This is a genomic window from Brucella pseudogrignonensis, from assembly GCF_002252525.1.
Taxonomy (GTDB): Bacteria; Pseudomonadota; Alphaproteobacteria; order Rhizobiales; family Rhizobiaceae; genus Brucella; species Brucella pseudogrignonensis.
Genome location: NZ_NNRM01000006.1, coordinates 217,435 through 240,253 on the forward strand (window position 1 = coordinate 217,435; position 22,819 = coordinate 240,253).

Consider the following 22,819-nt stretch of genomic DNA (forward strand, 5'->3'; position numbering starts at 1 on the left):
ATATGGCCTCAACTACCTGAGCAGGTTATAGATTTTGGGGAACAGGGCGCGGGATGACATCAATATTCGAACTATCCGTGTATCTTTCGTTCGTAACGTTCGCGATACTCGGTGTTGCCGTCTATTTTGTGGGCCGCTTGGCACTCCACATTCTGTCTCGCCATGCCAATCACGATATTTTATCAATCCCGATCGGTGCTTTCATCAGCACTATTGCTACGGCTTGGGCGCTCTCGCTTGGGTTTGTGGCCGCAGATATCTGGACAGCGAACTCGAAGGCTGATCAGGCTACAAGCGAAGAGCGGTCATCAATCTCGCGACTGATCGGAGCTGCAAGCCCCGACATTCTCAACGCGCCTGTGCTCGTGAATTCGTTGTCCGAATATCGCTCTGCAGTCATTAAGGACGAATGGCAGGGGAACAGTAACATTTATCCCGTTCATTCCGTTGAGGTTGCACTGCAAAATATTCGGCGTGAGATCGTACACCTCGCCAAAACTGACATTCCTGCACCGATCATATCGCAGCTCGTACGCGATTTTGATGAATTGCAGGATGCGCGCAATGCACGGCTCTCTGTCGGCTCAACTTCGGTTGACATGTATAAGTGGTATCTACTGTTCTCACTGACGGTCCTGACGATAATTACAATTGCCGCAACACATGCGGACAGAGTAACGGCCGGGATAAAAGCTATGGTAATCTATTCGATCACGGCAGCATTTTGTCTATGGATTCTCGCCATTCATGCCAATCCTTATCAGGGGATAGAGCGTCTTGAACCATCGCTCTTATTTACAAACCAGAAGCAAACCTGATCCGCAGCTTTGAAAGCGAAATAGGAACTCGTTATGAAACCGCTTGCCGTAGCAATCACTGCACTGACGCTCTTTGTAGCTGCGCCAAAGGCCGAGGCTCAAACTTTCAGTGTTTGTCATGGCTATGAATGCTATTATCGAACCAAGGTGACTTTATCTGCCCAGGATCTGCGCCGAGTTCAAAGCCTCATGCGCCAAGGAGCGCAATCGCCCGCCGCCGAACGTAAAGCGTTGCGGTCAGCAATTGCCTTGTTTGAGCAACGCAGCACGGCTTTCATCGGCGTGCGCGACAAACCACGAATGCAATTTGGCAAAGCGCGCATCAAAGGCCAGATGGATTGTATCGATGAATCGACCAACACTGATAATTTCATCCGATATCTGGATGCACGAGGCTGGCTAAAGCATCATTCGCCAGCACGCAAAACAACACGCGGCAGCTTTATCGACGGCCGCTATCCACACTGGACCGCCGTAATCCAAGCGAAGGATGGCGAGCGCTGGGCCGTTGATTCCTGGTATGAAGCAGGCGGCGGTCCGCCCGACATCATGCTGCTTGCCGAATGGAAACGCCGTGGTTATGGCGGTGAGAGATAAATACCGATCAGGTGCTGCAAGAGACTGCCGTCATAGGCGTCACGAATGCGGCGCATAAAGTTGAGAAATGCGTCGACCGTTTCAACAAGGGGGTTACCAATGGCTATTCTGAGAAAGTCCTTTGCCGCTGCATGCACCAGCGCTCTCGTCGCCGTCAGTATGTTTGTCGCACCTGTCGTCGAAGCCTGCACACGCGTAGTCTATCTCGGGGCGAATGATCAGGTAATCACTGCCCGCTCCATGGACTGGAAAGTTGATGTCGGCACCAATCTCTGGATTTTCCCCCGCGGAATGGATCGTTCAGGTGAAGCCGGACCAAACTCCGTCAAGTGGAAGTCTAAATACGGAAGCGTCATTTCCTCCGGCTACGACATTTCCACAACCGACGGCATGAACGAAGCCGGTCTTGTGGCCAATGTGTTATGGCTGGTTGAATCTGAATATCCGAAATATGACGGAACGGGTCCCGGTCTGTCCATCGCGGCCTGGGCGCAATATGTGCTCGACAATTTCGCGACCGTCGATGAAGCCGTTAAAGCGCTCAGTGCCAACCCATTCACAATCGTCACTGACAAGGTTCCCGGTGAAAGCAGGCTAGCAACGCTGCATCTCTCCATGTCGGACGCATCAGGCGACAGCGCCATCATCGAATATATCGACGGCAAACAGGTCATTCATCACAGCCGTGAATATCAGGTAATGACCAATTCGCCGACCTTTGATGAACAGCTGGCACTTCACTCCTATTGGACACAGATCGGCGGAACGGTGATGCTGCCGGGCACCAATCGGGCTTCGGATCGCTTCACGCGCGCGGCCTTCTACATCAATGCTATTCCGAAGTCAGAAGAACCAGTCGAAGCACTGGCGAGCGTTTTCAGCGTCATTCGCAACACATCAGTACCTTTCGGCATCACCACACCTGATCAGCCGAACATCTCATCGACACGCTGGCGCACAGTCGCTGATCACAAACGTAAGCTCTATTTCTTTGAATCTGCGCTTACGCCCAACATCTTCTGGGTCGATCTGAACACAATCGACTTTTCAGCCGATAAAGGAAAGGTTCAGAAACTCGATCTGGGACCAGATCAGCGCAACATCTTTTCCGGCGTCGTAAACAAAGATTTCAAGGATTCCGAACCGTTCAAGTTCCTCGGTCTTTGAGTTCAACGAAACTGCAATCCGGCCAAGAGAATTTGAAAAACGGCCCAATAATCTGAACCAAACAGCCTTTGACGCGTTGTTTAATCACAACTAACCAGAACGGAGGAAATCCAATGGACTGGAATCGCGTAGAAGGTAATTGGAAACAGGCTAAGGGTAAGGTCAAGGAACAGTGGGGTAAACTTACTGACGATGATCTTGACCAGATCAATGGTCGCCGCGAACAGTTGGAAGGCAAGATTCAGGAGCGCTACGGTATCGCTAAGGACCGTGTGAAGTCCGACATCGATGACTGGTACAAGCACCAGCAATGGCTGTCATAGCCCGCCCAAGCTCTAACGAAATGAAGCCCTGCCCTTTGGCGGGGCTTCATTTTTTCTTGCTTAGCAGCGATCAACGCGCTGAAGCGATGCCGACAGTCCCATAAGCGAGAATGTGTAGCGTGTCTGCGTGCCACGAACAGAAGTCGCCTGCACATTAACCGAGCGGCCAGACCGCATTGCGCTGATAATGCGCGCCTCATCGCCTTCATTCTGTGCCCAAGCCCGATTCCCTTCAGTGAAAAATGGGAACTGCGCACCGTCCACCATCACCCTCACCGTGCTATCGGCTTTAAGCTGATAACCCATAACGAGCTGGGGGCTGTAACCGCCTCCAGACTTGGAAATAATGATAAAATTATCGCCATGCCTGACGCCTGCCGGAAGGAAACTCGACGGCACAGTCAAAGCATAGCATTTATTTCCGGGCAGTTGCGTGTTCTGATAAACGCCCCAATCCCGAAACTCACCAACATGACTTGTTTTAGCCGAAGCCGCGAAAGAACTCGCCACCAACCCTGCAAGCGCCAACGCAACAGTGGTTGTTTTTTTAGTCATTGCCTGAAACCTCCATAATATCGCCAATCACGCAGCATAAAAAATTGTTTCATTGCGTTACTATTTCCTTAACAGACCCCTAAAAAATTGTTGAACAGGTAAAATCGTCGCGGCCATGCGTAATTCGCGCATGAGAAAGCCCGCCTGGCGATTAAACCGGGCGGGCTACAACCGTATGAGCTTATGAAATCAACCAGATTAAATTCGGATTGAAATTCAATTCACGCTTAGAGCACGTTTCGCTCTGACTAAAGCGAGCCGGCGCACTAAAAGCGGAACTGAAGACCGAGAGAGTAGCCAACCTGATTTCCGTCGTCATGACCAAAGCGCGCATTGATTTCGCTGAAGACGCCGACCTGTTCAGTTACAGCGAGCTGAGCACCAAGCTGCGCACGTCCAAAGTCTTTATCAACATTGCCCAAATCGGCGATACGTACACCGCCATCCGAAAGGCTTGTCAGCTGGATGCTGTCAGGACGACCATCTGCAAACTCATGCACCCACTTCACGCTGGAATATGGACGGAGAACCATTCCATTGCCCAGCGCAATTGTGCCATGCAAACGCCAGCCGATACTGGCCTCGAATGAATCAAACGTTTGTTTGTCATAGCTCATGCCGGTGCGGAAATCGCTGTCTTCGTCAAAGCCGTTGATGCGATACCGCATATAATCAAGACCTGCGACCGGGCCGCTTTTTACACCGCCCAATGTAAAGTCATGGCCACCCTCAACCCGAGCGCCCCATGACAAGGTTGACGTATCTGACGAAAGCCGCTGATCGAGTAGCACTGGGCCGTCAATCGCCTGTAGGAATATCGAGCGTTTATTATCGAAGCTGCTACGCCCGATATTCAAATCACCCGCAAGCCAATTTGAAGCGCTGTCCTGAAACAACGCATAAAGGCCAGCCTGCCAGTTGTCGCTCTCGATAGAACCCTCGTGGTTGAGCTTATCGCGACTGCGTTGAAATCCGATACTGCCGCCGAAGGTCCAGGAATCGTTGTAACGATAATCACCGAGAAGATTGATGCCCAAACGCGTTGCATCGGATACGCCAGGTAGATCGAAGCCGCTACCTGGAAAGATATCGCCTTCGATACTCGCTTCGCCCTTAAACGTCCCGACAGCGCGGTCGCTTTCAAGCAAACTAAGCCAGCGGCGGTTATGAAGGTTGACCAGAGCATCATGCTGACGGCCAAGCTGATCCGACATCTGCCTGATCATCGCGCCGCCGGAAGCTGTCGAAGCAAGAAGGTCGGCGTTGGTCAGCTCCAGCACAAGGCGGGTCAACAGTCGTGAATAATCGCGTAGGCGCTGTTCGACACGTTCTTCGCCAAAGGCGTCCGTTAAGACCTGTTCATTATCGCGCGCCGGATTATGCCAGGTGCTGCCTCCCGGGATCGCGGGATTATCGGTCTGTGTATAGCCATCAAGATCGCCAAGTTCCCAATTGGTTGATTCCATGTAGAGGACCGGAATGCCAAGACCAAGAAAACTATCACCGTCACTACAGCAGCCTGTACCGGCCGGATATGCCGGGTCCAATCCAGGATTGGTGAAGAGCGAGATATTCAGCTCATCCGCAATTCTGAAAATCTGCTCACGATAAGACGCTAGAGCTGGATTAGCGACGCTGTTGCGGCCTGCATGCGCATACATTTTATCGCCGGTGATCAGACTGTCGATATTGATCATGCCGAGCATGTTGGCGCGCGCTTCAGCGCTTAACGAAGCGACATAGGCACGCGATCCGCGCAAACCTTCTTCTTCCGCACCAAAGCCAACCACTTCCAACCCGTTTTCAAGCTGGATACCGGCCATATTGCGCGCGATTTCGGTCAGAACGCCAGCGCCCGACGCATTGTCATCCAGACCCTGCAAGGTAGGCCGACCGAAGAACGTGTCGTAATGCGCGCCCACCACGAGATATTTTCCGGTCGTACCAGCTGCCGAAGCGATTACGTTCTTCGACGCACGGCTCGTGCCGCTAGCTGTCCAATTAAAGTTCTGGATTGATGTTTCATATCCCACACCAAGCCGCGACTGCATCCAGCTGGTTGCAGCTTCAAAATTAGCAGTACCGCGATATCGGCCCGGATAATCATTTATCAGTTTATCGACTGTTTGATTGGCATACTGACCGTAATCATACGCAGCAGCACCGCTGCTCATTGATACGCCAGCGATCCCAACGGCTACAGCAAGAGCACCAGCAGCGCTGGTAAATGCCGAAGCACGCTTCAGTTTCTTACAATCAGACGCAATAATTCCCGTGGCCTGACCCTCGCCAGACCACCATCCCATTTTATAACCCACTGTGATTCCCACCTGTTTTTATAGTTCACACAGGAATTTCTAATTAATGAAATACAATGCGTCACGCCGTTATTGCATCTAATCAACACTTAAACTGCGACGTTGTTGATTATGACTACCGTGGTAGAAAACTATTTCAAAACCGCTCACAAGGTTCCTCCGCTTGAGTAAGCGAAACCCATTGAAAGTCGAGAATAAGTTTTGTGGAGAAAATGGTGGGCCCGGAGGGACTCGAACCCCCAACCAAGCGGTTATGAGCCGCCGGCTCTGACCAATTGAGCTACAGGCCCACGCAACACTGCACCTACCCTAAAGAAAGATACGACACAAGCTGTCAATTACACGAGTTGCCCTAATGCGCACATATTCGATTGTCATTCATGCAACTCAAGACACGATTCATCTGAATTGAACCGCCAGGTTGCAAATCAACTGCGTTTCAGGCCAGATATTGTGGCGTTTTGCTTTAGAGGGAACTTAAATACACTCAATGACAAAGCAGAAATGGCTTCTCAAGGAGTCTGCTTTGCACAAGCTGCCTCAACTTTCTCTACAGGAGATTTTATGAACAACCGCGCTACTACCCTTCTTGCCACTTCATTTTCGGCAATCATGCTTGCAGGTGCATTTTCACTGCCAGCTGCAGCGCAGGAGAATCACATGACGAAGCAGCCAGCACGCATTGCAGTGACCGGCGAAGGCAAGATGAACTCTGCCCCGGACATGGCAATTCTGAACCTCACTGTATTGCGCGATGCTGAAACGGCGCGCGAAGCAATGACGGCCAATAATGAAGCAATGGCCAAGGTGCTGGAAGCAATGAAAAAGGCCGGCGTCGAGGAGCGTGATCTCCAGACCAGCGGTATCAATATTCAGCCGCGTTATGTCTACCCAGACGACAAGAATGGCCTGAAAGAACCAAAAATAAGCGGTTATAGCGTATCCAACAGCCTGAGCGTGCGTGTGCGTGATCTGGCCAAGGTTGGCAATGTTCTCGATGAATCAGTAACGCTTGGCGTCAATCAGGGCGGCGACCTTACCTTCGTGAACGATAATCCAGCTTCCACGATCAACGAAGCCCGTAAACGTGCCGTTGCTGATGCGATTGCCAAGGCAAAGACCCTTGCTGATGCAGCAGGCGTTGGCCTCGGTCGGGTCGTTGAAATCAACGAACAGAGCCGTCCGCCTATGCCGATGCCAATCGCGCGTCAGGCCAAGATGATGGCAGCCGCTGCCCCTGAGGATTCAGTTCCAGTCGCAGCTGGTGAAAACAGCTATAATGTTTCGGTAAACGTCGTTTTCGAGATCAAGGAATAACGACAAAGAAGGGGCGTTCACGCGCCCCTTTTACTCTACCAGTCTAAGACAACAGAAAAAGCCAGCCTGAGTTTCAGGCTGGCTTTATGTTTAGTCAGTAGGTCCGATTAACGGATGATTGGGCAACCGCGTACATTGGCGAATACAACGCCGGTCGGGCGACCATGGCGGAAGCCGCGCACCTGAACCGATTTTCCGCGATAAGCAACGCGTGCGTTACGAATACCCATGCGGTGTGCCTTCATCTTGGCGCCTTCAACCGAGCAGGCCGGACCGCGATAGGCAGGACGTCCATGATGACGATTACCACGATAATCGATGTTGATCACAGGCGAATGCGCTGCGGTGCTGACCGCAGGCACGGATGCAGGCGATGCAGCATTTGCCGAAGCACCAGCGGTGAAGACGGCGGCGAAACCGATTGCAGCAGTGACAACGAATGACTTGAGCGACATTGCGGACATCTTAAAACCCTTTCGAACTTTTATCAGGTGATCCTCACCCGAGACATCCGATAAGTAGTCCATCGAACATGAACGGAAAGCCAAGTTCACGTTCATATAGCGTTCAGTTTGGTAAACACCGCCAAAGATCGACACAACATGTCTTCATAAAAATAATATAAAACAATCACTTAAGTTGAAAAGTAGCGCCAAAACGAAATCGCTAAAGAGCGAAAATTAAACTTAATTAATGCACCCTGATAAGACGATTAATCCAACGGCACCATGTGCTGGATGTATTCTTCTTCATCCTTGAGTTCATGATCAAAAGCCGTCACCTTGCCGCGAACGGAGACGCCGGCTTCATAGATCGTATCTGGCGAACCTGATACCAGCGGGTGCCACCAATAGAGATCAGCACCTTCTGCAACCAAGCGATAAGCACAGGTAGCCGGAAGCCAATTGACTTCATGAACGATCTCAGGCGTCAGGAACACACAATCCGGCACCGTTTTGCGACGGTTCGGATAGTCGCTGCACTTGCAGCTCTCTGCGTCCAGAAGTGTACAGGCAACAGTCGTCCAGTAGACTTCCTCAGTGTCGTCATCCAGCAATTTATGCAGGCAGCACTGACCGCATCCATCGCACAGGCTTTCCCATTCCTGTCGGTTGAGCTGCTCTAGAGATTTGGTTTGCCAGAAGGGTTTCTTATCCATGACGCTGCATATAGTGCAATTAGATACTTTTGGGCATGGGCAAATCGCCGCCCTTCCCTATTGAATGCTGAGCATTCTTGCGTTAGACAACCTTCGTCATCCTTATGACCGTAAGCGTCTTACGTTAGGCAACGCATCAATTTAGCTGGGAACGGCTATCCGCTTTGATGTTTCGTTGCGCGTTCCCCGCATAATATTCAGGAATACATATGTCTCAGTTTAACGGGTCACGCAGCAGAAAACTGCCAGCGCGTTATGCATCTATTGTGATGCCATTCATTCTCTCGATCATGATGACCTTCGTCGTCTCGCTGATCGCAACGGCGAAAAGCCTTGGCTTTGCCCACCCTGATCTGGCCTACAGCTGGATGACGTCGTGGGCTCTGTCCTGGGCAATCGCCTTCCCGGTTCTGCTTGCCATCCTGCCAGTGGTTCGAAAAATGGTCGGCTTCGTCTGCCATCCGCATTAGAGCGCCGTGCGTCCATTCGGACGCACAAAGGTCGCCATTTTGCGTAGAATAAAACGAAAAAATAACTAGGGCATACAAAAAAGCCGCGCAGTGTTCATGCGCGGCTTTTTCAATTTATTGTAGTTCGCTTAGCGGAAGATAGCTTCGCCCTGCTCATCCACGATCTGACGACCCTTATTAAGCGAAATGCTCGCGGCATCTTCAATGCCAGGGCAGCGATCAGCGCGCACAAAGCGATGTTCTTTCAGCTCACCATTGATCGTCTTCGAGATAACACCGCAAACCTGATACTGGCCGCCTTCGCTGTAAGGCGTCGCGATGATCAGAAAGTCTTTGTGTTCAAGACGCCCGGCTTCTTTTGGTGCTGCTGGGGTTTCTTCAACTGAGCCACCGCCAAAAAGACGCTTCAGAAAAGACATAACGCTCCCTCTTTATAAAAATCGCCCGAAACCGTATCCGGCATCGGGCGAGGAGTTATCAGCTGTCGAGGAACGAACGCAGCTTGCGCGAGCGGCTCGGATGCTTGAGCTTGCGCAGTGCCTTCGCTTCAATCTGACGGATACGTTCGCGCGTTACCGAGAACTGCTGACCGACTTCTTCAAGCGTATGGTCAGTGTTCATGCCGATACCGAAACGCATACGCAGCACGCGTTCTTCACGCGGTGTAAGCGATGCGAGAACGCGGGTCGTCGTATCACGAAGGTTTGCCTGAATGGCCGCATCAATTGGCAGCAGCGCATTCTTGTCTTCGATGAAATCACCCAGGTGTGAATCTTCTTCATCACCAACTGGCGTTTCAAGCGAAATTGGTTCCTTGGCGATTTTCAGAACCTTGCGCACCTTTTCAAGCGGCATGGCCAGCTTTTCAGCCAATTCTTCCGGCGTTGGTTCACGACCGATTTCATGCAGCATCTGGCGCGAGGTACGAACGATCTTGTTGATCGTTTCGATCATATGCACCGGAATACGGATGGTGCGGGCCTGATCGGCAATCGAACGTGTGATCGCCTGACGGATCCACCAGGTCGCATAGGTCGAGAACTTGTAACCACGGCGATATTCGAACTTATCGACCGCCTTCATCAGACCGATATTGCCTTCCTGAATAAGATCAAGGAACTGAAGGCCACGATTGGTGTACTTCTTGGCAATCGAGATAACGAGACGAAGGTTGGCTTCCACCATTTCCTTCTTGGCGATGGTTGCTTCGCGTTCGCCCTTCTGAACCTGATTGACGATGCGGCGGAATTCGCCGATCGAAATCGCGGTTTCGGTAGCCAACATCTGAATTTCCGAACGCAGACGATCAATCGTGCGTTCTTCCTTCGTGGCGAAGTCTTTCCAGCCGCGAGCAGCCAGAGTGCCGACGCGCTCAACCCACTTTGGATCGAGTTCGTGACCCTGATATTCCTTCAGGAACTCTTCACGACGCACGCCAAACGATTCAGCCAGACGGAGCAGCTTGCCCTCGTTCTGAACGAGACGCTTGTTGATGTCGTAAAGCTGTTCAACCAGCTGCTCGATACGATTCTGGTTCAGCGAAAGCGACTTAACCGCCTTGATCAGCTGATCCTTCAGTTCCTTGTAACGACGTTCCTGGCTGGAAGACAGATCAGCGGCAGCAGCCAGACGGCTTTCAACCTGCTGGTCCTGCAGCTTACGCAGCTTGCGATAGGTATCTGCGATCAGATCGAGTGTTTCCATGACCTGTGGGCGCAGTTCGGCTTCCATAGCCGCCAGCGACAGGTTGGCTTCATCCTCGTCTTCTTCTTCCTCTTCCGCAGGCATGTCACCGCCGACATTGGTAATGTCGTCGTCATCACGCGAACGGCGCGGACCCTTGTCATCACGCGGCTTTTCTTCTTCCACGCGCTCGACGATCGGAGCCTGCTTGGCTTCCGGTCCGGCATAAGTGGTTTCAAGGTCAATGATTTCACGCAGCAGAATGTTGGATTCATTCAGCTGTTCACGCCAGATGATGATCGCCTGGAATGTCAGCGGGCTTTCGCAAAGCCCTGCAATCATCGTTTCACGACCGGCTTCAATGCGCTTTGCGATGGCGATTTCGCCTTCGCGTGACAGAAGCTCGACGGAACCCATTTCGCGCAGATACATGCGCACCGGATCGTCCGTACGATCAGTCGGCTCTTTCTTGGTAGTGGTGGCAGCAACAGCCGTTCCGGTCGATTCGACCAGATCGCCACCTTCTTCATTGTCGTCGTCGCTGTTGTCGTCGCGATCGTTTTCCTGTTCGTCGTCTTCAACGACGTTGATGCCCATGTCCGAAAGCATGGCCATCGTGTCTTCGATCTGCTCGGATGTCACTTCCTCGGAAGGCAGCACGGCATTCAGCTCGTCCATAGTGACGTAGCCGCGCTTCTTCGCGAGCTTGATCATCTTCTTGACAGCATCGTCAGAAAGGTCGAGAAGCGGCCCGTCGGTCGCACCTTCGCGCTCGACTTCGGCTTCTTCGTTTTCCTTAACCTTCGTTGCCATATTGCTCGTCTCCAGGCGACACCGGTCGCTTCTAAGATATATAGAGTGGTCAAACGGTTTTGCGAGAGCGCCGTTTAACTGTTGATTCTGCGAATAGCTGATTTCACGTTAATGCCGGATTAACCCTGCCGGTATTAACGGACCCTGTCGTCTCCAAATTCTTGTGGGTAGATCCGGGATCAATGGTCGCCTTCAAGGCCCTGCCCGGTCTGTTACTATCGCCCATCAAGGCTGATTTCAGGAGTCCACTTAGGGAACGTTTATCAATATCAGTTCTTTAATCCTTGCTCGAACTGTCGTGATTCCGTCATTTGTGCCGCACGTCAAGAGCGACTCACCTGATTCGGGTCCAAAAAGCGAATCATTTATTGTCGCGGCGCGTTCTCAGCCCTTTTCAACGCCCCAAATTCCCACAAACCCGCCATTTCCGGCAGTTTGAAGTCTTTCGCCGTTTCCAGGTGATTCGGGGCCTGTGACATTAAACTGTTACGCGTTTACCTGATTGCAGACAGCATGACTGAAATCACGAACTTCCCGGTGCGCGTCCCGATGAAAGTCCAAACCCGTCAATGAGGGCTTCGGTTGCTTCTGCCTGAGCAATCTGTTTCTGAATATCAATAAGTCGGGCGAAAATTTCACCCGTTTCATCACTATCAAGCGATGCTTCGACAGCGCGCAACTCCCTATGTAGGGTGCGCGCCCGCTGATGCAAGTGAAGCGCCTGTTTTAAGGCTTCACGAACATCATCCTCGGCCGCCTGCGCCGTGGCCGTCCACTCGCGGGTACGCCTGACAACAGCTTCAAGCGTCTCGATCAATTCGACATGCCCCGCCGCAACCAGCGCCTTGCGCATCGCATAGCCATCTTCGACATGATTGGAGGCCAGCACATCCAGCATTGCCAGATGCAATACCTTCAAAGCATCGTGCTCAAGATCAAGTGCGGCCATCGTCTCAAAATCTTCTTCGATCAGACGCGGATGGTTAAGCAGCATCAAAACGATTGCCGTTTCGCGCAGCGGCGCGTTGCGGCCTTTGACCATGTTGGAGCGCGTCAGACTGTCAGAAAACGACAGACGACCGCCAAAGGCAGCACCGCCGCGACCCTGCTGAGGGCCTCGCGCCTTATCTTTGCCACGATTAAACGTATTTCCGCCATTATTTTGCCGTCGCTGCCCAAAAAATGCCTGAGCTCTGTCACGCATTTCCTGGCTATAATGGCGCCGAATGTCCTCATTTGCGATGCGGCTGGTGATTTCGCGCAAACGCGCTTCCAGCTCAGCACGCCGCTCCGGGGTGTCGTAAACGCCGCTGGCAGTCTCACGCGTCCAGACCATATCGACCAGCGGCTTAGCATCACGCAAAACGGAATAAAACGCTGATGGACCTTCTGCCTTCACCAGATCGTCCGGGTCCTGCCCTTCGGGAAGCATGGCGAAACGCAACGATTTACCCGGTTGCAACGTAGGCAATGCCAGATCAGCCGCACGATAGGCTGCGCGAACACCTGCGCCATCGCCGTCAAAGCAGAGGATAGGTTCAGGACTGATGCGCCAAAGCAATTCAAGCTGCTCTTCTGTCAGTGCCGTCCCGAGCGGCGCCACGGCCTGCTCAATGCCCGCCTGTGCCAGCGCAATCACATCCATATAGCCTTCAACAGCGATGATCGGCTTTGCCGGTTCGCCGCCCTGTGGCTGACACGCCTTGCGCGCACGGAGGCCATTATAAAGAATGCGGCCCTTATGAAACAGCTCGGTTTCCGGTGAATTGAGGTATTTTGCAGGGGCATCAGCCGAAAGCGCACGACCACCAAAAGCGACAATGCGGCCGCGCAAATCCTCAATCGGGAACATGATACGATCACGGAAACGATCATAGGAAACCGCAATGCCTTCACCATGGACAACGAGGCCGCAGGCTTCGATCTGATCTTTCGCGATACCTTTGCCCGCCAGGAACTCTTTCAGCGCATTGCGCGATTCCGGCGCATAGCCAATGCGAAAAGTCTGCTGTGTTGCGCTGGAAAGTCCGCGATCGCGCAGATAAGCACGCGCCTTTGCGCCTGCAGCAACCTGCAGCTGGCTTTCAAAAAACTGCGCTGCAAGCTCCATCACATCATAAAGCGATGCGCGCTGCGCTTCGCGCTTTTCCATTTCCGGATCGCGTGCGGGCATCGGCACGCCAGCCATGTCAGCGACGCGCTCCACTGCTTCAGGAAAGCTTGCGCCTTCCAGCTCGGTCAGAAATTTGAAGTGATCGCCGGTTACTCCGCAACCGAAACAGTGGTAACGTCCCTTACGGTCTTCGCAGTGGAAGCTTGGCGTTTTTTCGCCATGGAACGGGCAACAGCCCCAGAAATCACCCTTCGGCGGATTGCTCTTTTTCCGATCAAACGAAACGCGCGTTCCGATCAGCGTCGAGATCGGCACGCGATCTCGGATCTCATCGAGAAAGGAAGGCGGAAAACGCATTACGATTGTCTCTTTCAGCTCAGCAGGCAATTTGTTCTTCAGCATATATAGGCGCGCGCGAACACGCAGTCCATGACACAGAAGCGGCCCTCCCCGCTAATCACAGTCCGCAGTACATAGGGACTGCTTCGCCCGATATGTCATAAAACTGTCACATATCTTTCACATTGAAGCGACGCCGCTTGATTTAGAGGGATTTCAGGCTCATATTCCCTCATTAATATAATTAGCCGGAACATATTTTTTCTCTTTTTGTTGTTTAGACTTAATTGAAAAATTTGATCCCCCAATCTCCAACCCGAAAGGAGTTCCAATGAACGGTTCTCTTGTCCTTTTGCATCTTGCTGGTGCTGTTGCTCTCCTTCTTTGGGCGACCCGCATGGTGCGAACGGGTGTGGAGCGCGCCTATGGTGATCGGCTACGCCGTCGTCTGCGCAATCAGATGCAGAACCCGCTGCTGGCGATAGCCTTCGGCCTTGTCATGGCAATTGCCCTGCAAAGTTCCACCGCAGTCACACTTTTGGTCGGCTCTTTTGTCGGATCAGGCATTGTGAGCGGCGTTGCGGGCTTGATGGCTGTGCGCGGCGGCGAACTTGGATCGGCGCTTGTCGTCAAGATCCTGAGCTATGATCTGACCTTGCTTGTGCCGCTCTGCCTTGTTTCAGGCACCGCCATTTTCATGACCACCGAGCGACGGGACTGGCGCCAGATTGGCCGCATCCTCGTCGGCATCGGCCTGCTCATCATGTCTCTGGAAATGACAGGACAGGCCACCGAGCCGCTGCGTCAGAGCGAGCTTCTGCCAATTATCGTAGATTATCTCTCCAGCGATCCGGTGACGACCTATCTTCTGGCCGCACTGATGACCTGGTTGTTCCATTCGAGCATTGCAGGCGTCATCCTGCTGACCACATTCGCGTCCCGTGGACTAATCACGCCCGAGCTTGCAGTTATCATGGTGCTGGGTGTCAATCTCGGCTCGTCCATTATTGCCCCAATTCTGACCCGCAACGCGCCACCCGAAACTCGCGTCGTCCCGCTCGGCAATTTGCTGATGCGCGGTGCAGGTTCGATGATCATGCTGGTGCTGTTTGAAAGCTTCAAGCCTTCGCTCGGCTTCCTCGGCGGCGACCCTGTCTCGCAGGTGGTCAACGCGCATATCCTGTTCAATGTCATCATCATGCTTGCGGGCATTCCATTGTCCGGCCTGGTTCTGCGAGCGACAGAAGCATTGGTGCATCTCAACTCGGACAAGAATGCCCCCGTTCAGCCAATCGAGGTCGAAGAATACAGCGCGCTCGACAATGCCGTGCTCGACCGTCCTTCGCAGGCGCTTGCCAATGCAACGCGCGAAGTTGTGGGCGTCTGCGACACGATTGAAGTAATGCTGCGCCGCATTATCGACCTTTACGAGAAGCCGGATCAGGCACGTATTAATGAACTTGCAGCACTCGATGACCGGGTCGACAAGAAACATGCGGCGATCAAGCTTTATCTCACCAGGCTTGCAAGCAAGGATCTTGATGAGTTTGAAGCGCTCCGTATGCAGGAGCTGATGGGTGCCTGCGTCAAGCTCGAACAGGTCGGCGACATCATCGTCCGCAACATGCTTGCGCATGTGCAAAAGAAGATGGACCACAATCTCGAATTCACCGAGGAAGGCTGGAAGGAACTGAGCCACTTCCATGCCATGGTGCTGGCCAACGCGCATATGGCTTTCAACGTGATTGTTTCGCGTGATGGTCGCACGGCGCGCCTGCTGGTGCAGGAGAAGGACAATCTGCGCGATCTCGAAAAGCAGACGAGTATGCGTCACTTCTCGCGCCTTCGCGAAGGCTCAACGCGCAGTATCGAAACAAGCACCATCCATCTCGACACCATTCGCGATCTCAAGCAGATTAATTCATTGCTGGCATCGATGGCATATCCGGTTCTCGAAGAACAAGGACTGCTCAGTGCAACCCGCTTGAAGACAGCGAAACAAAGCTAACAAAAAGCCCCGCAGAAGCGGGGCTTTTTTATTTACAACAAAGGCGCTTCTATTGAAGCAGTGTCTTCACCAGAGCGCTGGCTTTGGTGAAGTCCATCTGGCCTGCATAGCGTTCTTTCAATGCAGCCATGACCTTGCCCATATCGCGAAGGCCCTGCGCACCGATATCTGCAATAACCGTTTCACAAGCCGTCTTGATCTCATCATCGCTCATCTGCGTTGGCAGGAAATCATTGAGGATCGCAATTTCCTGACGTTCGCCTTCAGCGAGCTCAATACGATTGCCTTCTTCATAGATGCGCGCGGATTCTTCGCGCTGCTTGACCATCTTTCCGAGAATGCCAAGCAGTTCCTCGTCGCCAACCGGATCTTTGCCAGCGCCGCGATTAGCAATGTCACGGTCCTTAACCGCAGCCATAATCAGACGCAGTGTCGACAAGCGCAGCTTATCCTGTGCCTTCATTGCATTGGTAAGTGCCTGAGAAATCTCCTGGCGAAGCATAACGTCTCTCCTGACGGTTAGGTAAGAAATATAGCTATACAGCAATGCTGCATATCCGCCGAGCTGTCGAAACCATCATCCCACAAGTAAAAACCCGGCAATTATCGCCGATATTACCGGAAACAATGGATCAAGACGATTGACCCCGCGCCCAACTTTCTCTATTGCTCGAGGCTTAGCAGGACATCGGCATGTGCTCACGGCGGAAGGTTTTTAACCCCGCTGCTTTTTGGCGCGTATATGGCTCTAAAAGTTCCAGTTTTCAAGCAGCCCCTCAACTGGCTGGCTGAAAACAGGCGCATGTCGCATACTGATAAACTCGAAACGTGCGCCAGACGGCAGCCGCGAAACCACACAGGAGTGCACCTATGACCGAAGCCACATCGAAAACCGCACCCTGGACGACGACCAAGCGAACCGCCATTCTGGTTCTGGCAGACGGAACCGTTATCGAAGGTCAGGGCCTTGGCGCAACCGGCGCGATTGAAGCCGAAGTGGTCTTCAACACCGCCCTCACCGGTTATGAAGAAATCCTGACCGATCCATCCTATGCCGGACAGATCGTGACCTTCACCTTCCCGCATATCGGCAATGTCGGTGCTAATGCTGAAGACATCGAAGACCTGACGCCAGCCAATCGCCACGGCGCAGTCGGCGCGATCTTCAAGGCAGACATCACAACGCCTTCGAACTTCCGTTCGTCGGAAGACCTCAACACCTGGCTCAAAAACCGCGGCGTTATCGCGCTCGCCGGCATCGATACCCGCGCCCTCACATCGCTGATCCGTGAGCGTGGCGCGCAGAATGCCGTCATCGCACATGATCCTGAAGGTAAGTTCGACATCGACGCTCTCAAGGCCCGCGCTGCTAACTGGAGCGGTCTGGAAAATCTTGATCTAGCAAAAGATGTCACCATCGGTCAGAGCCTGACCTGGGACCAGACCCCTTGGACGCTGGGCGAAGGCTATAGCGAACAGGCCGACAACCAGTATCATGTCGTAGCACTCGACTTCGGCGTAAAGCGTAACATTCTGCGTCTGCTTTCCGGCCTCGGCGCGAAGGTCACAGTTCTGCCTGCAACCGCTACTGCAGAAGATGTACTGGCCTATAATCCAGACGGCATCTTCCTTTCGAACGGCCCTGGCGATCCGGCTGCCACCGGTGAATATGCTGTGCCAACGATCCAGAAGCTGGTTGATAGCGAACTGCCTGTTTTCGGCATCTGCCTTGGACACCAGATGCTGGCACTGGCACTTGGTGCGAAAACCGAGAAGATGCATCAGGGCCATCATGGCGCAAACCATCCGGTCAAGGATTACACAACCGGTAAGGTTGAGATTGTTTCGATGAACCACGGCTTCGCGGTCGATTCCGACAGCCTGCCAGACCATGTAGAAGAAACGCATGTATCGCTGTTCGACGGCACCAATTGCGGCCTGCGCGTCATCGGCAAGCCGGTGTTCTCCGTACAGCACCATCCGGAAGCTTCTCCCGGCCCGCAGGACAGCCACTATCTCTTCCGTCGCTTCATCAATCTGATCCGTGAAAAGAAGGGCGAAGCTCTTCTGCCAGAACGCGAAGAGGCTGCGTGAAAACAAACAGTTACAGCGGTTCCAACGATTCATTCTTAACTGGAACTGTTGTAAAACTCTGTTAAGAAAAGAAAAAGCCGGGATTTGATCCCGGCTTTTTTCGTTGTTTATATCGGCTTTAGCGATCAGACATCGCCGCTGAAAGTATCGCAGGATTCGATCTTGCCGCTCTGGAAACCGCGTTGGAACCACTTGGCGCGCTGTGCAGACGTTCCGTGATTGAAGCTTTCAGGAACGACATAGCCCTGACTACGCTTTTGCAGCGTATCGTCACCAATCTGGTGCGCAGCATTGATCGCTTCTTCAAGATCACCAGCTTCCAGAATGCCCTTCTGGTTTGTGTAATATCCCCAGACGCCAGCAAAACAATCGGCCTGCAATTCGACACGAACCGACATCTGGTTGGCCTGAGCCTGACTCATCTGCTGACGCATCTGATTAAAGCGCGGCAGAATGCCGAGCAGGTTCTGAACATGGTGGCCGACCTCATGCGCAATAACATAGGCATTGGCGAAATCACCCGATGCACCGAACTTAGTGGCCAGTTCATTGAAGAAAGTCAGATCGATATAAAGCTTGCGATCACCGGGGCAGTAGAATGGCCCTGAAGCCGCCGAAGCCATACCGCAGGCTGAACGAACACCATCCGAGAATAAAACCATCGTCGGCGGTGTGTATGTCTGCCCGCGTGACTGGAAAATTCCGCTCCATGTATCTTCGGTTTCAGCGAGAATGGTGCGAGCAAATTGTGTCGCCTCGTCATTAGCGACCTTGCCGCCCTCAGCAGGCGTGCGACCACTGCTCTGCTGCGTCTGCGTAGACTGGATACTGCCATCACCAAACAGGAATGGCAGTGGATCAATGCCAATTGCACGCAACACGAAGAACATCACAACGAGAATGAGAATACCGGAAATGCCGCCGCCGCGAACAATGCGAAAGCCGGGTCCGCCGCCCATGCCGCCACCGCGACCAAAGCCGCCGCCGAGGCCGCCACCTTGTTGTCCACGCACATCCTCAACATTATCGCTTTGTCTACGGCCTTGCCAACGCATGGACCAACTCCCCTTCACCGTGCCAGCCGTTAAGAAGGCAGCACCAATCTGTTGCAAGCAATTGTCGCACAAACAGTTGGCGCGGCAACAGAAAAAGTAAATGAGCGAGGATCACAAACAAACACGTATCTGCAACAAACGCACCAATGAGTGGTTGCAATCTCGACGCTTGTTTGTGATTTTCCGTAAATGCCCACATTTTCTTTTAAATAAGGGCATTTGTGGGGTTCCGCTTTGGGTCATCATTGCCTATAAGGCCAGCTTAGCCCACAGAATTTCTCTCTGCCAACCCGCCGGTAAACCGTGCGGGCTTTTCTGGCAGGCTAAGAACAAGGAAAACGCCCCCATGCCGAAACGTACAGATATCAAATCGATCCTGATTATCGGCGCGGGCCCCATTGTTATCGGCCAGGCTTGCGAGTTCGATTATTCCGGCACGCAGGCCTGTAAAGCGTTGAAAGAGGAAGGCTACCGCATCATCCTCGTCAACTCCAACCCAGCTACGATCATGACCGATCCTGATCTGGCGGACGCGACCTATATCGAACCAATTACGCCTGAAGTCGTTGCTAAGATCATTGCCAAGGAACGTCCTGACGCACTGCTGCCAACCATGGGCGGTCAGACCGCGCTGAACACTGCATTGTCGCTCCGCCGCATGGGCGTTCTTGAGCGCTACAATGTTGAGATGATCGGCGCACATGCAGAAGCCATCGACAAGGCAGAAGACCGCGCCCTCTTCCGTGAAGCCATGGACAAGATTGGCCTCGACACACCGGAATCGCGACTGGCCAATGCGACCGAAATCAAGGACGAAGACCGCAAGCGTCACGAAGCCAAGCGCGCTGAAGTGAAGTCGCAGTATTCTGGCGATGATCTCGACAAGGCGCTCGACAAGCTGGAAACCGAATGGCAGCTGGGCGAAGTTGAGCGCAAGCAGCGCTACATGAGCCACGCGCTTGCAAAAGCTGCGCAGGCACTCGACGTGGTTGGCCTGCCTGCCATTATCCGCCCAAGCTTTACGCTCGGCGGCACCGGCGGCGGCATCGCTTATAACCGCCAGGAATTCTTCGAAATCATCGAGCGCGGTCTCGATGCATCGCCAACGACTGAAGTTCTGATCGAAGAGTCGGTTCTGGGTTGGAAAGAATATGAAATGGAAGTCGTCCGCGACAAGGCGGATAACTGCATCATCATCTGCTCGATCGAAAACCTCGATCCTATGGGCGTCCATACCGGCGACTCAATCACCGTTGCACCAGCGCTGACGCTGACCGACAAAGAATACCAGATCATGCGTAACGCCTCGATTGCGGTGCTGCGCGAGATCGGCGTTGAAACCGGTGGCTCCAACGTGCAGTTCGCGATCAACCCGGCCAATGGCCGCATGATCGTGATTGAAATGAACCCACGCGTGTCGCGTTCTTCGGCTCTCGCTTCCAAGGCAACCGGCTTCCCGATTGCCAAGGTCGCGGCAAAGCTTGCTGTCGGCTACACACTGGATGAACTCGACAACGACATCACCGGCGGCGCGACACCTGCATCGTTCGAACCATCGATCGACTATGTCGTCACCAAGATCCCGCGCTTTGCATTCGAAAAATTCCCGGGCTCTTCGCCAATCCTGACCACTGCAATGAAGTCGGTCGGTGAAGTCATGGCCATTGGCCGTACTTTCCAGGAAAGCTTGCAGAAGGCGCTTCGCGGCCTCGAAACCGGCCTGACGGGCCTTGATGAAATCGCCATTCCAAATATTGAAGAAGGCGATGAGAAGAACGCGATCCGCGCTGCCATCGGCACGCCTACGCCAGACCGTCTGCGCATGGTCGCTCAGGCAATGCGCCTTGGTTTGACGACCGAGCAGGTTCACGATGCGTCCAAGATCGATCCTTGGTTCCTCGAACAAATCGAAGCCATTGTGAAGACCGAAGAGCGTGTTCGCGAACACGGTCTGCCACAGGATGCAGAAAACCTGCGTATGTTGAAGGCCATGGGCTTCTCCGATGCGCGCCTCGCCAGCCTGACGGGCAAGGACGCAGAGGATATCGCAAAGCTGCGCAGTGAACTTGATGTGCATCCGGTTTACAAGCGCATCGATACCTGCGCTGCAGAATTCGCTTCGCCAACCGCCTACATGTACTCGACCTATGAAACGCCATTCGTCGGTCAGCCTCGCTCCGAGGCACAGGTTTCGGATCGCAAGAAGGTCGTCATTCTCGGCGGCGGTCCAAACCGTATCGGTCAGGGCATCGAATTCGATTATTGCTGCTGTCATGCCGCTTTCGCACTCGGCGATGCCGATTACGAAGCCATCATGATCAACTGCAACCCGGAAACAGTTTCGACCGATTACGACACGTCCGACCGCCTCTACTTCGAACCGCTTACAGCTGAAGATGTGTTGGAAATCCTGCGCGTAGAGCAAGAAAAAGGCACATTGCATGGCGTGATCGTACAGTTTGGCGGCCAGACCCCGCTCAAGCTTGCAAATGCACTGGAAAAGGCAGGCATTCCGATCCTCGGCACTTCGCCTGACGCGATTGATCTTGCAGAAGACCGCGACCGCTTCCAGAAGCTGCTCATCAAGCTCGGTCTCAACCAGCCAAAGAACGGCATCGCCTATTCGGTTGAACAGGCACGCCTAATCGCAGCAGATCTTGGTTTCCCGCTGGTTGTTCGTCCGTCCTATGTTCTGGGTGGCCGCGCCATGCAGATCATCCATGATGAACGCAGCCTGCAGGCCTATCTGCTCGATACCGTTCCGGAACTGGTCCCTGAAGACATCAAGGCCAAGTATCCAAACGACAAGACTGGTCAGATCAACACGCTGCTCGGCAAGAACCCGCTCCTGTTCGATACCTATCTTACACAGGCCATCGAAGTGGACGTCGACTGCCTTTGCGACGGCAAGACCAGCTTCGTTTCCGGCATCATGGAGCATATCGAAGAAGCCGGTATTCACTCGGGCGACAGCGCCTGCTCGCTGCCAGTTCATTCGCTCTCCGCTGAAACCGTTGCTGAGCTGGAACGTCAGACCGAAGCTCTTGCCAAGGCACTTAATGTTGGCGGCCTGATGAACGTCCAGTTCGCGATCAAGGACGGCGAAATCTTCATTCTTGAAGTGAACCCGCGCGCTTCGCGTACGGTTCCGTTCGTTGCAAAGACCATCGGCACACCGATTGCCAAGGTTGCGGCCCGCATCATGGCTGGCGAAAGCCTTGAAGAAGCGCTCGGCGCGTATGGCGGCAAGCCGCAGGCTCCTTCGCGCCCGCACATCGCAGTCAAGGAAGCCGTGTTCCCATTTGCACGCTTCCCGGGCGTCGATACCCTGCTCGGACCTGAAATGCGTTCGACCGGTGAAGTCATGGGCCTCGACTACGACTACGCACTGGCCTTCGCCAAGGCGCAGCTCGGCGCAGGCGTTGAGCTGCCGCGCGAAGGCACGGTCTTCGTCTCAGTTCGCGATGAAGACAAGGAACGCGTACTGGGTGCAGTCCGCAAGCTTGCGAGCATCGGCTTCAAGGTAATGGCAACCGGCGGAACACAGCAGTTCCTCGTCGCAAATGGCGTGGAAGCGACCAAGATCAACAAGGTCATCGAAGGCCGTCCGCACGTTGAAGACGCGATCCGCAATCGTCAGATCCATTTGGTCTTCAACACGACCGACAGCGCAAGCGCTGTTTCGGACAGCAAGTCGATCCGCCGTGCAACACTGATGCAGAAGCTGCCTTACTACACCACCATGGCTGGTGCAGAAGCTGCTGCTGAAGCTATTGCGGCACTTAAGGCCGGTTCGATGGAAGTCCGTCCGCTGCAGGATTACTTCCGCGATTAATCAAACTGAGAGACACGAAAAAGGCCGCAGATGAAAATCTGCGGCCTTTTTCTTTGGTAGCAACCGCCAATATGACGAACTCGGCAATGCTCTATCTATTTGTTTTGGCGCGCATCTTGCTCCGGAACCTGTGCGATTTTCACTCATACCACGCT

General features: G+C 53.4%; 18 protein-coding genes and 1 tRNA gene. 9 read left to right on the plus strand and 10 right to left on the minus strand.

Going from position 1 to position 22,819, the window contains the following annotated elements:
• The first annotated feature begins 53 nt into the window (after positions 1–53).
• The 4 genes from CEV34_RS02400 (at position 54) to CEV34_RS02415 (ending at position 2,905) form a co-directional block, all read left to right on the plus strand.
• Complete coding sequence (locus CEV34_RS02400; RefSeq protein WP_007875892.1) at positions 54–818, plus strand: bestrophin-like domain; 765 nt, start codon at positions 54–56, stop codon at positions 816–818.
• A 33-nt stretch (positions 819–851) separates the two neighbouring features.
• Positions 852–1,415: a hypothetical protein gene (locus CEV34_RS02405; RefSeq protein WP_007875893.1), complete on the plus strand. Its 564-nt coding sequence runs from the start codon at positions 852–854 to the stop codon at positions 1,413–1,415.
• A gap of 99 nt (positions 1,416–1,514) precedes the next feature.
• On the plus strand, positions 1,515–2,582 hold the full coding sequence (locus tag CEV34_RS02410; protein WP_007875894.1) for a linear amide C-N hydrolase: 1,068 nt from the start codon (positions 1,515–1,517) through the stop codon (positions 2,580–2,582).
• A gap of 113 nt (positions 2,583–2,695) precedes the next feature.
• The gene (locus CEV34_RS02415; RefSeq protein WP_007875896.1) at positions 2,696–2,905 is read left to right on the plus strand and encodes a CsbD family protein; all 210 of its coding nucleotides are present in this window, start codon (positions 2,696–2,698) and stop codon (positions 2,903–2,905) included.
• Between the two features lie 60 nt (positions 2,906–2,965).
• On the opposite strand, the gene CEV34_RS02420 is transcribed toward CEV34_RS02415, so the two are convergent.
• The 3 genes from CEV34_RS02420 to CEV34_RS02430 all read right to left on the minus strand — a co-directional run bounded on the left by CEV34_RS02420 (position 2,966) and on the right by CEV34_RS02430 (position 6,068).
• Positions 2,966–3,460 carry an invasion associated locus B family protein gene (locus CEV34_RS02420; RefSeq protein ID WP_039859959.1) on the minus strand — a complete coding sequence of 165 codons (495 nt, stop codon included), beginning with the start codon at positions 3,458–3,460 and terminating at the stop codon, positions 2,966–2,968.
• Positions 3,461–3,726: 266 nt separating this feature from the next.
• Positions 3,727–5,778 carry an autotransporter domain-containing protein gene (locus CEV34_RS02425; RefSeq protein WP_200860675.1) on the minus strand — a complete coding sequence of 684 codons (2,052 nt, stop codon included), beginning with the start codon at positions 5,776–5,778 and terminating at the stop codon, positions 3,727–3,729.
• Between the two features lie 213 nt (positions 5,779–5,991).
• Positions 5,992–6,068 (minus strand) — tRNA-Ile (locus CEV34_RS02430).
• 274 nt (positions 6,069–6,342) lie between these two features.
• Between CEV34_RS02430 and CEV34_RS02435 the strand changes: the two genes are divergently transcribed.
• A complete protein-coding gene (locus tag CEV34_RS02435) occupies positions 6,343–7,095 on the plus strand; it encodes an SIMPL domain-containing protein (RefSeq protein WP_007875904.1) in 753 nt (250 codons plus the stop codon).
• A 107-nt stretch (positions 7,096–7,202) separates the two neighbouring features.
• On the opposite strand, the gene CEV34_RS02440 is transcribed toward CEV34_RS02435, so the two are convergent.
• Entirely contained in the window at positions 7,203–7,559 is a 357-nt protein-coding gene (locus tag CEV34_RS02440; RefSeq protein WP_007875905.1) for a hypothetical protein, read from the minus strand.
• Between the two features lie 248 nt (positions 7,560–7,807).
• The gene (locus CEV34_RS02445; protein ID WP_007875906.1) at positions 7,808–8,254 is read right to left on the minus strand and encodes a YcgN family cysteine cluster protein; all 447 of its coding nucleotides are present in this window, start codon (positions 8,252–8,254) and stop codon (positions 7,808–7,810) included.
• 209 nt (positions 8,255–8,463) lie between these two features.
• On the opposite strand from CEV34_RS02445, the gene CEV34_RS02450 reads away from it, so the two are divergent.
• Positions 8,464–8,724 carry a DUF2798 domain-containing protein gene (locus CEV34_RS02450; protein WP_007875908.1) on the plus strand — a complete coding sequence of 87 codons (261 nt, stop codon included), beginning with the start codon at positions 8,464–8,466 and terminating at the stop codon, positions 8,722–8,724.
• A gap of 128 nt (positions 8,725–8,852) precedes the next feature.
• Here the strand turns inward: CEV34_RS02450 and CEV34_RS02455 are convergent, their stop codons facing one another.
• The 3 genes from CEV34_RS02455 to dnaG form a co-directional block, all read right to left on the minus strand.
• Entirely contained in the window at positions 8,853–9,143 is a 291-nt protein-coding gene (locus CEV34_RS02455; RefSeq protein WP_007875910.1) for an HlyU family transcriptional regulator, read from the minus strand.
• Positions 9,144–9,201: 58 nt separating this feature from the next.
• Positions 9,202–11,220 (minus strand): RNA polymerase sigma factor RpoD, encoded by a 2,019-nt coding sequence (gene rpoD, locus CEV34_RS02460; RefSeq protein ID WP_007875911.1) that lies wholly within the window; start codon positions 11,218–11,220, stop codon positions 9,202–9,204.
• A 523-nt stretch (positions 11,221–11,743) separates the two neighbouring features.
• Positions 11,744–13,690 (minus strand): DNA primase, encoded by a 1,947-nt coding sequence (dnaG, locus tag CEV34_RS02465; protein ID WP_007875913.1) that lies wholly within the window; start codon positions 13,688–13,690, stop codon positions 11,744–11,746.
• A 313-nt stretch (positions 13,691–14,003) separates the two neighbouring features.
• Between dnaG and CEV34_RS02470 the strand changes: the two genes are divergently transcribed.
• Positions 14,004–15,680 carry a Na/Pi cotransporter family protein gene (locus tag CEV34_RS02470; RefSeq protein WP_007875915.1) on the plus strand — a complete coding sequence of 559 codons (1,677 nt, stop codon included), beginning with the start codon at positions 14,004–14,006 and terminating at the stop codon, positions 15,678–15,680.
• Positions 15,681–15,729: 49 nt separating this feature from the next.
• Here CEV34_RS02470 and CEV34_RS02475 read toward each other — a convergent pair whose 3' ends face one another.
• Positions 15,730–16,182, minus strand: coding sequence for a GatB/YqeY domain-containing protein (locus tag CEV34_RS02475; protein WP_007875918.1), 453 nt, complete (start codon positions 16,180–16,182; stop codon positions 15,730–15,732).
• 368 nt (positions 16,183–16,550) lie between these two features.
• On the opposite strand from CEV34_RS02475, the gene carA reads away from it, so the two are divergent.
• Positions 16,551–17,774: a glutamine-hydrolyzing carbamoyl-phosphate synthase small subunit gene (carA, locus tag CEV34_RS02480; protein WP_007875919.1), complete on the plus strand. Its 1,224-nt coding sequence runs from the start codon at positions 16,551–16,553 to the stop codon at positions 17,772–17,774.
• 125 nt (positions 17,775–17,899) lie between these two features.
• On the opposite strand, the gene ypfJ is transcribed toward carA, so the two are convergent.
• The gene (gene ypfJ / locus CEV34_RS02485) at positions 17,900–18,829 is read right to left on the minus strand and encodes a KPN_02809 family neutral zinc metallopeptidase (protein WP_007875920.1); all 930 of its coding nucleotides are present in this window, start codon (positions 18,827–18,829) and stop codon (positions 17,900–17,902) included.
• Positions 18,830–19,175: 346 nt separating this feature from the next.
• Here ypfJ and carB point away from each other — a divergent pair, with 346 nt between their 5' ends.
• Positions 19,176–22,664: a carbamoyl-phosphate synthase large subunit gene (gene carB / locus CEV34_RS02490; RefSeq protein ID WP_007875921.1), complete on the plus strand. Its 3,489-nt coding sequence runs from the start codon at positions 19,176–19,178 to the stop codon at positions 22,662–22,664.
• Positions 22,665–22,819: the final 155 nt, after the last annotated feature.